Here is a 13,578-nt window from a genome sequence, read left to right on the forward strand (position 1 = left end):
CGGCGTCACTGAGGAGAACCAGGGACGAGCCCGTTTTGGTCCCGCGGGGCTGGGAGCGGGCTGAGAGTTTCTCGCGCTCAGCCCGCGTCCCGGACGACGGCGAGGTTCCGTTCCGCGGTGCGGACGATCTCCGCGACCGTGCGATCTTCCGGCCGTCGCGCGACCTTGAGGCCGAGCCAGGGCACGTCGCCCGCGACGCGGAGCCCCGCGCGGACGTGTGCCGCGTCGAGCAGCGAGGCGGACGCGGGATGGGCCTCCGCGATGGGCAGGTGCGCGTCCACCCAGGCGGGGCCGTACGGGCTCTCGACCGGCGCGGCCCCGGAGAACGCGAGCCCGGTCAGCAGCCCCGAGGCCGCGGCGTCGGCGATCTGCGCGGTCACCGCGTCCGCGTCTCGCAGCTCGATCGCCGACCGCCCCCAGTTGAGCCAGAGGCCGACCGGGGCGTCGGCGGACCGGATGGCCGCGATCTCGGCAGCGAGCGGGAGGAACCCCTTCTCGGGCGTTTGCCCCGGGACGGCGGCGTCGCAGTGCTCGATGACGAGCCGGGCTCCGCTCCAGTCGAACGCCGCGACCTCCTCCAGCGACCGGGCGAGCGCGTCCCCGTCTCCCCTCCCGCGGGGCGCGGTGTGCAGCATCACCACCGCGACCGATGGGGCGCTCTCGGCGGTGAGCCGCGCGACGTCGTCCGCCACGCGCCGCAGATCCGCCACCGCCGCGGCTCTCCCCTCCGCCTGCGGTGAGGCGAGGCCATACGACGGGTCCTCCCCGAGCCGCCGCATCACGAAAGGCACCGGGGTGACCGCGAGGGGCACGCCCGGTACCTGGCCGAGGAACCAGGACGGGTCGTGCGGATGGACCGCCCCCATCCACGGCACCTCGAGCCCGGTCACCCCGGGGAGCGCGCAGAGCTCCGGCAGCAGCGCGGCCTCCAGCGCCGGATCCCACCGGGCGTGCGCGGGCGACAGCGGATAGGCGCTGAGGAGCACGGGGGTCACGGACGGGCCTCGGCGAGACTCCGCGCGAACCACGACGTGATGGTGGCCGGATGGGTGATGGCCGTGCCGACGCACACGGCGTAGGCCCCCGCGGCGATCGCGGCGGCGGCGTGCGCCGGGGTGTGGATGCGCCCTTCCGCGACGATCGGGCGCGTGCAGCGTGCCGCGATGAGGCCGATGAGCTCGAGGTCGGGGCCGTCGCTCTTCGGACGCTCCCCGGTGTAGCCGGACAGGGTCGTGCCGAGGATGTCGGCGCCCGCGGCTTCGGCGGCGATCGCGTCGTCGAGCGAACCGCAGTCAGCCATGATGAGCGCGTCGGAATGCGCGCGCAGCCCGACGATGGTCTCCGCGAGGGTCCGGCCGTCGGGCCGCGGGCGTCGGGTGCCGTCGATCGCCACGATGTCGGCGCCCGCGTCGGCGACGGCCACGGCATGCTCCAGCGTCGGCGTGATGAAGACGTCGGCATCGCCGTCCTTCCACAGTCCGATGATCGGCACCGCGAGGTCCGCGACCGCGCGGATGTCGTCGATCCCCTGCACGCGGATCCCGGCGGCACCGCCGACGAGGGCGGCGTCGGCGACCTGCGCCATGGTCCGCGGGTCGCGCATCGCCTCCCCGGGGTAGGCCTGACAGGAGACGATCAGGCCGCCGCGCAGGCGTTCGAGGATGGGGGTCGGTGTCATGGTCGCCTCCAGGCGGATGCCGCGGCTCCTCGCAGCGGCGCGTCGTCGCCGAGGGTTCCCGGCAGGATGGGGGTGTCGTGCAGGGCGTCGATGGCGTCCGCGTGGAAGGTCGCACGCAGGGAGTCCCACCACAGCTCGCCGATGCGCGGCACGCCGCCGGTGACGACGATCCGCTCCGGGTCGAGGAGGGTCGCGGCTCCCGCGAGCGCGCGGCCGACGGCGGCGGCGGAGTCCTGGATGGCGCGGGCGGCGAGCGGGTCCCCCGCGCTGGCCGCGACGGCGACCCCGCGCGCATCGCGCAGCGCCGGGTCGCCGCCGAGCGAGAGGTAGTGCCGGTGCAGGCCGATGCCGGAGCCGAGGGCTTCGAGGTGTCCGTTCCGCCCGCAGGGACAGCGGAGGTGCGCGGCACCCGGGATCGGGAGATGCGCGAGCTCGCCCGCCACGTGATGGGCGCCGCGCACCGGACGGCCGTCGAGGATGACGCCCGCGCCGACGCCGGTGCCGACGGCGACGACGAGGGCGCTCGCGGCTCCGGCGGCGGCTCCGTGCCGGTGCTCCCCCGCGGCGTGCGCGTCGACGTCGTTCTGCACGGCGACCGGCGCATCGGCGGGGAGGCGATCCGCAAGGGCTTCCCGGATCAGGGCGGCCAGCGGGGTGCCCGGCCAGTCGGCGAAGGTATCGGTGGCCGACACGATCGTCCCCGTCCGCGCGTCGACCACGCCCGCGGTGCCGATGCCGACGCCCGCCAGCGCGGACTCCTCGTCGAGCAGTTCCTCCGCGAGCGCGGCGACGGTCGCCACGACGGCGGCGGGTCCCGCGCTCGCGGGGGTCGGCGCCGCGGCGGTGCGCAGCAGCGCGTCCGCCCGATCGGCGAGCGCCGCGGCCGTCTTGGTGCCGCCGATGTCGACGGCGAGGACGACCTCGCGCATCAGACGGCGACCGGAAGCAGACCGAGCTCGTCGAGGATCGTGCGGATGCCGGCGACGGCCTCCGGGGAGAGCGGCTCCACCGTGTCGGCCATCGCCGCGTGGTCGATGATGCCGCGCGCGTGCATCGCCGCCTTGAACGCCCCGACACCGGTGGCGTCGCCGGACAGCCCCTGCGGCTGGAACACGATGTCGAAGAGCCGGTTGATGCGCTCCTGCTCGGCCCGGGCGGTCGCCCAGTCACCGCGCTGCGCGGCCTCCCAGAGGCGCACGTAGCCCGCGGCCTCCACGTTCGCCAGGCCCGGGACGACCCCCGCGGCACCGACGAGGGCCATCGCGTCGACCACGACCTCGTGTCCGGTGAGCAGCTGCAGCGGGCGACCGGCGGCCTCGTTCGCCGCGATCAGTCGGCGGAACCCGACGTCGTCGCCGGACGAGTCCTTCACCCCCTGGATCACGCCCTCCCGGCCGAGCTGCACGAGCAGGTCGATGCCGAGCTTGGAGTGCACCCGCACCGGCACGTCGTAGGCCCAGAGCGGCACGTCGATCGCGGCGGCGATCGTCCGGAAGTGCGCGGCGACCTCGGCCGGGGAGTTCAGCGTGTACAGCGGCGCGGTGGTCACGATCGCCTGCGCGCCCGCGGCGACGAGCCGGCGGGCGGTCTCGATGATGCGCGGGGCCGTGAGCTCGATCGCGCCGGCGATGACGGGCACGCGTCCGGCGTTCGCGGCGACGATCGTCTGCAGCAGCTCGACGCGCTGGTCGTCCGTGAAGTACGCCGTCTCCCCGGTGGAGCCGAGCGCGAACAGTCCGGAGACGCCCTCCCCGATCAGGCGCTCGACCAGGCGGGTGAGCGACGCGTGGTCGATCGTCCCGTCGGGGAGCAGCGGGGTGGCGACCGGCGGGACGACGCCGGAGAACGACAGGGCGGGAGCGGGGGAAGGCATAGGTGTTCCGTCTTTTCAGTGGTGGGGTTCGAGCAGCGAGGGCGCGGCGCCCAACAGCGTGCGGGTGTAGGGGTCGGCGGGGGCGTCGAAGACCCGGGCGGCGTCGCCGTGCTCGACGACGCGGCCCTTGTTCATCACCGCGATCTCGTCGGAGAGGTAGCGGACGGTCTGGATGTCGTGGGAGATGAAGACCATGCCGAGCCCGAGCTGCTGCTTCAGGTCGGTCAGCAGGTTCAGGATCTGCGCGCGCACGGAGACGTCGAGGGCCGAGGTCGGCTCGTCCGCCACGATGACCTGGGGGTCGAGGACGAGGGCCCTGGCGATCGCGACGCGCTGCCGCTGGCCGCCGGAGAGCTGGCTGGGCAGCGCCTCCAGCGCCGACGACGGCAGCCCCACGAGCCCGATGAGGTCGCGCACCTTGCGCTCCCGGCTCGCCGGGGAGCCGAGGCGATGCACCTGCAGCGGATCCAGCAGCGCGTCCCGCACAGTCATGCGGGCGTTCAGAGCCGTCGCCGGGTCCTGGAAGACCACGGAGAGGATGCGCCCCAGGCGCTTGCGCACCGCGGGGGTGAAGGAGCGCACCGTCTCCCCGTCGAAGACGACCTGACCGCTCGTGGGCTTCTCGAGGCCGATCAGCACCTTCGCGGAGGTGGACTTGCCCGAGCCGGACTCGCCCACGATGCCCAGCGTCTGTCCGCGGCGGACCGTGAGCGAGACCCCGGCGAGCGCGTCGACGTAGTGCGGGCGGAACAACGACGAGCTGCGGGCCCGGTAGCGGACGCGCACGTCCTGCAGCTGGATGACGGGTTCGCTCATCGTCCTGCTCCGATCGGTTCGACGGGCGCATCGGCAGGATGCGCGGAGTAGTAGTGCTCGGTGCCGTCGATGTGCCGCCGCACGGGTTCCACTCCGGCGTACCGGGCGGGGTCCGCGGAGCGCGGCGCGAAGCGGTCGCCCTGCGGGAAGTCCCGCGGGGAGGGGACGACACCGGACACCTGGTGCAGGCGGTCGGAGCCGGCCTCGATCGAGAGCACCGCCCCGAGCAGGCCCTGGGTGTACTCGTGGACGGGCTGCGTGAGCACCTCGCGGGTGGTGCCCTGCTCCACGACCTGGCCCGCGTACATCACCGTGATCCGGTGCGAGAGCTCGGCGACGAGGGCGAGGTCGTGCGAGACGAACACCAGTGCGAACCCGAGCTCGCGCTGCAGCCGCATGAGCAGCTCCACGACCTGCGCCTGCACCGTCACGTCGAGGGCCGTGGTGGGCTCGTCGGCGATCACCAGCCGCGGGTCGCGGGTCAGGGCCATCGCGATGAGCACGCGCTGCCGCTGGCCGCCCGAGAGCTCGTGCGGGTACGAGGCGAGCGTGCGCTTCGGATCGAGACCGACGAGCTCCAGCAGCTCCTCGGCCGTGCGGGTGCCGCCGCGGGAGGTGAGCTGCTTCATCTGCGCGCGGATCAGCATCGCGGGGTTCAGCGAGCTCAGGGCGTCCTGGTAGATCATCGCGATGTCGTGGCCGCGCAGCGCGTTGCGCTCCTTCGGCGTCATCCGCAGCAGATCCTTCCCGTCGAACAGGATGCGCCCGCGGATGTCGGCCTTCGGATCGAGCAGCCCCATGATCGCCAGCGAGGTGATGGACTTGCCGCACCCCGACTCCCCCACGAGCGACATGGTCTCGCCGGGGCGCACGGTGAAGCTGACGTGGTCGACCACGTCGACGTCGCCGTGGCGCGGGAAGGAGATGCACAGGTCCTGCACCTCGAGCAGCGGCACGGCGTCTCCCGTGTAGACCAGGCGATCGGTACGGGAGAGTTCGCGGACGCGCAGCTCGGCGAGGCGCTCCGCCAGCGGCACCGTCTCCGCGGTGGGCACGAGCACGTCGGGCACACCGCTGGGCACCGAGAGGTTGACCGCGGTGTCGACCGTCGGGATGACGTGGGTGTCGTCCGGGGCGGCGGCCTCCTCCAGGTCGTGCGTCGACTCCTCCGTGTTCGCGGCGTCGGCGGTGATCTTCCTGGCGCGCGGCGAGACCATGGCGTCGGTCATCCCCTCGGACAGGATGTTGAGGCACAGCACGGTGATCATGATGAGGATGCCGGGGAAGAAGGTCGCCCACCAGGCTCCGCTCATGAGCAGGTTGCGCCCCGCGGCGATCACGTTGCCCCAGGACGGCTCGGGGTCCGGCACACCGGCCTGCAGGAACGACAGCGAGGCCTCGAACACGATCGCGTCGGCGACGAGCACCGTGGCGAAGACGAGCACGGGTGCCATGGCGTTGCGGGCGACGTGCCGCACGATGATCCGCGGGGTCCCCGCGCCCATCACGCGGACGGCCGAGACGTAGTCCTCGCCGTACTGGTCGAGGATGTTCGCGCGGACGATGCGGGTCAGCTGCGGCACGTAGAGGAATGCGATCGTGAGCACGAGCACCGGCAACGACTTGCCGAACACCGCCACGAACACCGCGGCGAGCGCGATGCCGGGGAACGACATGATCACGTCCATGACGCGCATGAGGGTCTCGGAGATCCACTTCGGCGCGGTCGCGGCGATCGTGCCCAGGACGCAGGCGACCGCGAGGGCGACGAGGGTGGCCCCGAGCCCGATCACGAGGGAGTAGCGCGCGCCGTAGACCAGTCGGGAGAAGATGTCGCGACCCTGCCGGTCGGTGCCGAACCAGTGCTCCCCGCTCGGCGGCTGCACCGGCGGGCCGGAGGCGAGCGGGTCGTACGGCGAGATCAGCGGAGCGAGGATCGCGGCGAGCGCGATGATCGCGAGCACGGCGAGGCAGATGACCGAGCCGAGGGAGAGGCGGCCCCAGCGGAGGCCGGGGACGGAGAGCCGTTCCGTGAGTCTGCGTCGCATGTCACACCGCCCGGATTCGAGGATTGATGAGCACGTACAGGAGGTCGACGATGATGTTGATCACGACGAACGCGAGCGCGACCGCGAGCGTCACGCCCTGCACGAGGTTGGGTTCGTTGTTGGTGACCCCGTTGAGGATGAGCGTGCCCATCCCGGGGATCGCGAAGATGATCTCGATCACCACGGCGCCGCCGAGCAGGTACCCGATGCGGAGACCCAGCACGGTCACGGGGGTGATCAGCGCGTTGCGCAGCACGTTGCGGCCGACGACGATCACCCGCGGGATCCCGGCGCCGAGGGCGGTGCGCACGTAGTCGCGGTCGAGCTCCTCGACCATCGAGGTGCGCACGACCCGGGAGAGCTGCCCGATCACGGGCACGGCGAGCGCGACCGCGGGAAGGGTCATCCGGGCGAGCCACCCGGACGGGTCGTCGGCGAAGGCCGGCAGCGGGCCCGAGGCCGGCAGCACGCCGAGCGCCAGGGTGAACACCTGGATGAGGAGGATCGCGAGCCAGAAGGAGGGCGTGGACAGCGCGGCGACGCCGAAGACGCGGATGACCTGGTCGGGCCAGCGGTCGCGGTAGACCGCGGCGAGGACGCCGATCACGAACGCCACGACCACCGCGATCACCAGCCCGAGGAAGGTCAAGGCCAGCGTCACCGGGAAGGCCCTGGCGACCTCGTCGACCACCGGCAGGCTGCGGGCGGAGTAGGTGCCCAGGTCGCCCTGGACGAGGCCGAACAGGAAGTTCACGTAGCGGACGAACAGCGGGAGGTTCAGTCCGTGGTCTTCGCGGTACGCCTCCAGCGCTTCGGGGGACGCGGTCTCGCCGAGCGCGGTGCGTGCCGGGTCGACGGGCGAGAAGGACATCACGAAGAAGACCAGGAACGTGATGCCGAGGATCATCAGCGGCAACTGCAGCAGTCGCCGGCCGACGAGGCGGAGCGTGTGGGACACGTGCCGCTCCTTCCGGGGGTGGGGTGGCGGGGGCGCGCTCTTCGGGCGAGCGCGCCCCCGCCCTGTCGGGCAGGTGCTACTTCGCGGCCACGCCGACGTCGAGGAACGACAGTCCGGTCGTGGGGACCGGCTGGAAGCCGACCAGCTCCTGCGAGCTCCAGGCGGTGGGCAGCTTGCGGTGGAACAGCGGGTACAGCACGGCCTGGTCGGAGATCAGGTCGTACGCCTGGTTCCAGGACTCCTGCTGCTCCTCGCCCTCCTGGGTGACGGCGGTGTCGAGCAGCGTGCGCAGCTCGGCGTACTCCGGGGAGTCGGCCCAGGCGGTGCGCGTCTGGGTCCAGACGTTCTCGCCATACCACCAGTTCATGAGCAGGTCGGGGTCCACGCCGAACACCGACGGGTCACCGGGGGCGATGGCGACGGTGTAGTCGCCGGAGTCGACCTTCTCGTACATCGACGCCGACTGGCTGATGTCGAGGGTGGTGTCGATGCCGATCGCGTCGAGGGACTCCTTGATGAGCGGGGCCACCTCCTTCACCCATCCGGTGTCGGTCATGCGCAGCGTGATCGCGAGGTCGGAGACCCCGGCCTCCGCCAGCAGCTCCTCCGCCTTCTCCGGGTCGTACGAATAGACCGTGGAGGCCTCGTGGTAGTTCGGGTAGTCCTCGGGAAGGAACGACGTGGCCGGGGTGGCGTTGCCGAGCATGCCGGTCTCGATGATCTTGTCCATGTCGAGCGCGTAGTGCAGGGCCTGGCGGACGCGGACGTCGTCGAACGGCTCGGCCTTCGTGTTGAACATCATGAAGAGGAGGCCGAAGGACTGCACGCTCTCGACCTCGGCCGAGGCGGCCAGCCCGTCGGCGTCGATGTAGGGCACGTCCTCGATCGCCTGCACCGTGCCGGTCGACATCGCGGTGACGCGGGCGGAGGCGTCGGCGAGGAGGTTCCAGTTCATGCCCGCGGCGAGCGCGGGACGCGGGCCGTTGTAGTCGTCGTACCGCTCGAAGACGATCTTGTCCTCGGGGACGGCGGAGACGAGCGCGTACGGACCGGAGCCGATCGGGTTCGCCCCGAACTCCTCGGGATCGGCCTCGACCAGGGCCTTCGGCACGATCTTGACGACGCCGAGACGGTCGTCGATGAGGGAGAACGGGTAGTCGGTGGTGATCCGGACGGTGTCCTCGTCGACGGCCGTGACGGTGTCGATGAACTCGACGAACGAGCGGAACAGGGAGTTGTTCGCGGGGTCGAGGACGCGCTCGTAGCTGAAGACCACGTCGTCGGCGGTGACCGGGTCTCCGTTCTGGAACGTCGCGCCTTCGCGGAGGTCGATGTCGTAGGTCGTCTCGTCGACCTGCGTCGGGAAGTCGGCGGCGAGGGCGGGGGCGGGCTCCTGCGTGACGGGGTCGAGGTCGATGAGTCCCTCGAAGACGTGCCAGTTCGCCGAGACCGTCACGGCGCCGGAGGCGACCATCGGGTCGAAGCTGCCGTTCAGGGTGTACGAGATCCCGGCCTCGATGATGCCGTCCGGGTCGATGTCGCTCGCGGCGGGGCTCTCGGCGGTGCTGGCGGCGCCGCCGCCGCAGCCGGCGAGGGCGAGGGACGCGGCGACCGTGCCGGCGACCGCCATCGCGAGACGACCCGCGCGGCGGCGAGTGCTGTGTCGGTTCATGTGTGCTCCAGGTGGTGGGGGGCGACGCCTTGAGGACATCTGACGTCTGATGTACTCTAAACACACGTTCGACCGGATCACAAGAGTGAGAGGATCGGAGCGTTTCCGGCAGGCAGGAGAGGGACCCTATGAAGTCCACCACGGGGAGGGCGTCGCGGATGCGGCGAGCCACGACGGCGGATCAGATCAAGCAGCTCATCCTGACGCGCGGACTCACCCCCGGCGACCCGCTGCCGACCGAGGCCGAGCTCTGCGAGGAGCTCGACGTGTCGCGCTCCTCGGTCCGGGAGGCGATCCGCACGCTCTCCACCCTCGACATCGTCGACGTCCGTCACGGACACGGCACCTACGTGGGTCCGATGTCGCTGGACCCGATGGTCGAGGCGCTCGTCTTCCGGGGCGTGCTGTCCCCCGAGGGGTCGCTGCAGGCCCTGCGCGAGGTCGTCGAGGTGCGTCTCGCGCTCGACCTCTCCATGGCCGAGCGCGTGGTCGAGGCCGCTCAGGCGCAGGCGGACCCGGAGCTCGACGAGCTCGTCGCCGAGATGGTCGACAAGGCCGGCCGCGGCGAGTACTTCCTCGAGGAGGACAGGGCGTTCCACACCCGCCTCTTCGGCGCCATCGACAACCGCCTGGTCGGCCAGCTCGTCGGTGCGTTCTGGGACGTGCACACCGCCGTGCTCCCGCAGCTCGGCATCGCGCAGCCCGACGACATCCACAAGACCGCCAAGGCGCACGGTGACATGCTGGACGCCGCGCGCTCCGGCGACGTCGAGCGCTACCGCCAGGCCGTCATCGAGCACTACCAGCCGCTGCAGCGGGTGCTGGCGACCGCGGAGGACGTGCGGGCCTGAGCCCGGGAGTCGGTAGTCTGACTTTCCCACCACGGAAAGAGGACCCGCATGTCCGTTGGACTGCTCGCCGTCGTCGACGACATCCTGAGCGCCGCGATGAAGGCGTCGGCGAAGGCAGCCGGAGTCGTCATCGACGACGCCGCCGTGACCCCGCAGTACGTGCAGGGCCTCACCCCGGCCCGCGAGCTCCCCGTGGTCGGCAAGATCGCCCTCGGGTCGCTGGTGAACAAGTTCGTCATCATCATCCCCATCGCACTGCTGCTCACGGCCTTCGCGCCGTGGGTGCTGCCCTACCTGCTGATCCTCGGCGGCTCGTACCTGTGCTTCGAGGGCGCGGAAAAGGTGCTGGAGTGGTTCGGCGTGCAGCACGGCCACGCCGACGAGGGCGCCCGCGACGAGAGGAAGCTCGTGCTCGGCGCCGTCCGCACCGACCTCATCCTCTCGACCGAGATCATGCTCATCTCCCTCGCCAGCCTCGACAAGGGACTCGGCATCTGGTCCACCCTGGCGATCCTCGCCGTGATCGCGCTGGTCATGACCGTCGCGGTGTACGGGGCCGTGGCGCTCCTGGTGAAGATCGACGACATCGGCCTGAAGATGGCGAAGAACCCCGCGCAGCGCGTCCGGCACACCGGCACCCGGATCGTCCGGTCCATGCCCGCGGTCTTCCGCTTCATCAGCGTGCTCGGCACCGTCGCGATGCTGTGGGTCGGCGGGCACCTCGTCCTCATCAACCTCGGCGAGGTCGGGCTGCACGCTCCGGCCGATGTTCTCCACGCGGTCGAGCACGCGCTGGAGCCCCTCGGCGGCTTCGTGGTGTGGGTGGTCGACACCCTCATCTCCGCGATCGCCGGTCTCGTCTGGGGCCTCGTGATCGTCGGCGTCGTCCTCGGCATCGCGAAGCTCTTCGGCAGGAAGCCGAGCTTCCACGAGGGCGAGGCCTCCCCCGCCGACATCCACGTCTGACGATGACCGCCGTGCACCTCAGGCCCGCCGAGAGCGCCGACCTCGACACGATCACCGAGATCCACAACCACGCCGTCCTGCACACGACCGCGATCTGGAACGAGGAGGCCGTGGATCGCGCCGACCGGGAGGCGTGGCTCGCCGACCGGACCGCGCGCGGCTGTCCCGTCATCGTCGCCGCCGACGAGAGCGGCGTCGTGGGCTATGCGTCCTACGCCCAGTGGCGCCCGCACAGCGGCTACCGCCTCACCGTGGAGCACTCCGTCTACGTGCGCGGCGATCAGCGCGGACGCGGCATCGGCACGCTCCTCATGATCGAGCTCATCGCCCGGGCCCGGGCAGCCGGGATGCACGTGATGATCGGCGGTGTGGAGAGCGGCAACACCGCCTCCCTCGCCCTCCACGAACGCCTCGGATTCCGGGAGGTGGGCCGCATGCCCCAGGTCGGCGCGAAGTTCGGCCGGTGGCTCGACCTCAGCATGCTGCAGCTCGTGCTCGACGAGCGCCCCACCCCCGACGCGGCGCTCTAGCGATGGGCTTCCTGCAGTGGCCCGTCGACGCCTTCTCCTCGTCCTGGGTGCTTCCGGGTGGGCAGACGCTCCTGGTGCGTGAGGTCGTCGGGAACGCGTTCGGACTCGCGAGCGCCCTCGGCGGCATGCGGCGCAAGGTCTGGGCGTGGCCGATCGGCATCGTCGGCAACCTCCTGCTGCTCACGGTGTTCCTCGGCTCCGCACTGAGCCCCGACCCGTCGCTCCCGCATCTGCTCGGTCAGGCCGGGCGGCAGATCATGTTCATCGCCGTCGCGATCTATGGATGGGTCCGCTGGCGGAATGCCGACGGCGGTCGCATCGTGCCGCGGTGGGCGCCGACCGGGGCCCGCATCGGTCTGGTCGTCGTCCTCGTCGTCGGGACCGTGGCGCTCACCCCCCTGTTCCGCGCCCTGGGTTCGTGGGAGCCGGTCTGGGCCGACGCCTGGACCTTCGTCGGGTCGCTGCTCGCGACCTACGGCATGGCCAAGGGCTGGACCGAGTTCTGGCTCATCTGGATCGCCGTGGACGTGGTGGGGGTGCCGCTGCTGTTCAGCTCCGGCTACTACGCGACCGGCCTCATGTACGTGTTCTACGGCGTCTTCACGGCGGTCGGGTTCGTGATCTGGTGGCGAGCGCAGCGACAGGCCGCACACCCGATCGAGATCCTCCCTCCCGACCCGAGCCCCCGCCGTCCGGACGACGAGGCCTGAGCCGCACCACGGATTGTTTCCGTGCGTGTCGATCCCGCTCGCCCCGGCCCCGTCCGGTCCCGTTTCATGGGGGCATGACCCGGCAGATCCGCTTCAACGCGTTCGACATGAACTGCGTCGCCCACCAGTCGTCCGGCCTGTGGCGGCATCCGGAAGACCGCTCGCGGCAGTACAACACCCTGTCGTACTGGACCGACCTGGCGAAGCTGCTGGAGAGCGCGACCTTCGACGGCATCTTCATCGCCGATGTCCTGGGCACCTACGACGTCTACGGCGGTACGAACGAGGCCGCCATCCGCAACGGCGCCCAGGTGCCGGTGAACGACCCGATCCTCCTGGTCAGCGCGATGGCCGCGGTGACCGAGCACCTCGGCTTCGGCGTCACGGCCGGCACCGCGTTCGAGCACCCCTACCCGTTCGCTCGACGACTCAGCACGCTCGATCACCTCACCCAGGGCCGCGTCGGCTGGAACGTCGTGACCGGCTATCTGCCCAGCGCCGCGCGGAACATGGGCCAGGAGGACCAGCTCGCCCACGACGACCGCTACGACCACGCGGACGAGTACGTCGAGGTGCTCTACAAGCTCTGGGAGGGGTCGTGGGAGGACGACGCGGTGGTGGAGGACCGTGAGCGCGGCATCTTCACCGACCCGTCGAAGGTGCACCCGATCCGGCACGAGGGGAAGCACTTCTCCGTGCCCGGCATCCACATCTCGGAGCCGTCGCCGCAGCGCACCCCGGTGATCTACCAGGCCGGCGCCAGCCCGCGCGGGGTGCGGTTCGCGGCGGAGAACGCCGAGGCCATCTTCGTCGCGGCGCCCTCGAAGGAGGTGCTCGCCGGGACGGTGAAGTGCATCCGCGACGCCCTCGAGGCCGCGGGGCGCGACCGTTACGACGCCCGCATCTACACGCTGCTGACGGTGATCACCGCGGCGACGAGCGAGGAGGCGGCCGCGAAGCACGCCGAGTACCTCTCCTACGCGAGCCCGGAGGGGGCGCTCACCTTCATGTCGGGGTGGATGGGCGTCGACCTGTCGCAGTACGCCGAGGATGAGCCGGTCGGGAACGTCGAGTCGAACGCGATCCAGTCCGTGCTGCAGCACCTCAAGGAGGAGGCCGACCTCGGTCGCGAGTGGACGGTGGGCGACTTCGGCCGCCACAACGCGATCGGCGGGCTCGGTCCGACGATCGTCGGCTCCGGGGTCGAGATCGCCGACGAGCTGCAGTCCTGGGTCGAGCAGACCGACATCGACGGCTTCAACCTCGCGTACGCGGTCACTCCCGGCACCTGGCAGGACGTCATCGAGCACGTCATCCCGGTGCTGCGCGAGCGGGGCGCGTACCCCGAGGAGTACGTCCCCGGCACGCTCCGCCACAAACTGCACGGCCGCGGCGACCGGGTCCAGCCCACGCACCGCGCCGCCCAGTACCGCCTCTGACCCCGTTCGAGTCGCCCACTTTGCTGCAAAACCGGCC

13 protein-coding genes are annotated in these 13,578 nt (G+C 71.3%); 5 read left to right on the top strand and 8 right to left on the bottom strand.

Translation table 11 applies throughout. The annotated features are described in order from the left end of the window. Positions 1–77: 77 nt before the first annotated feature. The 8 genes from B7W94_RS05800 to B7W94_RS05835 form a co-directional block, all read right to left on the bottom strand. Positions 78–995 carry a DUF4862 family protein gene (locus tag B7W94_RS05800; protein ID WP_172400072.1) on the bottom strand — a complete coding sequence of 306 codons (918 nt, stop codon included), beginning with the start codon at positions 993–995 and terminating at the stop codon, positions 78–80. After that, positions 992–1,678, bottom strand: coding sequence for an N-acetylmannosamine-6-phosphate 2-epimerase (locus B7W94_RS05805; RefSeq protein ID WP_085605224.1), 687 nt, complete (start codon positions 1,676–1,678; stop codon positions 992–994). Before B7W94_RS05805 ends, B7W94_RS05800 begins: the two co-directional genes overlap by 4 nt. Continuing rightward, the gene (locus B7W94_RS05810) at positions 1,675–2,607 is read right to left on the bottom strand and encodes an ROK family protein (RefSeq protein WP_085605226.1); all 933 of its coding nucleotides are present in this window, start codon (positions 2,605–2,607) and stop codon (positions 1,675–1,677) included. The genes B7W94_RS05805 and B7W94_RS05810 overlap by 4 nt, the downstream gene beginning before the upstream one ends. Next, entirely contained in the window at positions 2,607–3,551 is a 945-nt protein-coding gene (locus B7W94_RS05815) for a dihydrodipicolinate synthase family protein (protein WP_085605228.1), read from the bottom strand. Before B7W94_RS05815 ends, B7W94_RS05810 begins: the two co-directional genes overlap by 1 nt. Positions 3,552–3,566: 15 nt before the next feature. Continuing rightward, complete coding sequence (locus tag B7W94_RS05820) at positions 3,567–4,367, bottom strand: ABC transporter ATP-binding protein (protein WP_025102788.1); 801 nt, start codon at positions 4,365–4,367, stop codon at positions 3,567–3,569. Continuing rightward, on the bottom strand, positions 4,364–6,415 hold the full coding sequence (locus B7W94_RS05825; RefSeq protein WP_085605230.1) for a dipeptide/oligopeptide/nickel ABC transporter permease/ATP-binding protein: 2,052 nt from the start codon (positions 6,413–6,415) through the stop codon (positions 4,364–4,366). Before B7W94_RS05825 ends, B7W94_RS05820 begins: the two co-directional genes overlap by 4 nt. A gap of 1 nt (position 6,416) precedes the next feature. After that, complete coding sequence (locus B7W94_RS05830; protein ID WP_062637823.1) at positions 6,417–7,373, bottom strand: ABC transporter permease; 957 nt, start codon at positions 7,371–7,373, stop codon at positions 6,417–6,419. A gap of 76 nt (positions 7,374–7,449) precedes the next feature. Beyond that, complete coding sequence (locus tag B7W94_RS05835) at positions 7,450–9,045, bottom strand: ABC transporter substrate-binding protein (RefSeq protein ID WP_085605232.1); 1,596 nt, start codon at positions 9,043–9,045, stop codon at positions 7,450–7,452. Between the two features lie 128 nt (positions 9,046–9,173). On the opposite strand from B7W94_RS05835, the gene B7W94_RS05840 reads away from it, so the two are divergent. The 5 genes from B7W94_RS05840 to B7W94_RS05860 all read left to right on the top strand — a co-directional run bounded on the left by B7W94_RS05840 (position 9,174) and on the right by B7W94_RS05860 (position 13,541). Then, positions 9,174–9,896, top strand: a complete 723-nt coding sequence (locus tag B7W94_RS05840) for a FadR/GntR family transcriptional regulator (protein ID WP_249521175.1) — start codon at positions 9,174–9,176, stop codon at positions 9,894–9,896. Positions 9,897–9,944: 48 nt separating this feature from the next. Beyond that, positions 9,945–10,862, top strand: a complete 918-nt coding sequence (locus tag B7W94_RS05845) for a DUF808 domain-containing protein (protein WP_025102793.1) — start codon at positions 9,945–9,947, stop codon at positions 10,860–10,862. A 2-nt stretch (positions 10,863–10,864) separates the two neighbouring features. After that, positions 10,865–11,392, top strand: coding sequence for a GNAT family N-acetyltransferase (locus B7W94_RS05850; protein WP_115642541.1), 528 nt, complete (start codon positions 10,865–10,867; stop codon positions 11,390–11,392). 2 nt (positions 11,393–11,394) lie between these two features. After that, the gene (gene pnuC, locus B7W94_RS05855) at positions 11,395–12,102 is read left to right on the top strand and encodes a nicotinamide riboside transporter PnuC (protein ID WP_085605234.1); all 708 of its coding nucleotides are present in this window, start codon (positions 11,395–11,397) and stop codon (positions 12,100–12,102) included. Positions 12,103–12,176: 74 nt separating this feature from the next. Further along, positions 12,177–13,541, top strand: a complete 1,365-nt coding sequence (locus B7W94_RS05860) for an LLM class flavin-dependent oxidoreductase (protein WP_085605236.1) — start codon at positions 12,177–12,179, stop codon at positions 13,539–13,541. Positions 13,542–13,578 lie beyond the last annotated feature (37 nt).

Source organism: Microbacterium sp. LEMMJ01 (assembly GCF_002114135.1).
In the GTDB taxonomy this organism is placed as follows: Bacteria; Actinomycetota; Actinomycetes; order Actinomycetales; family Microbacteriaceae; genus Microbacterium.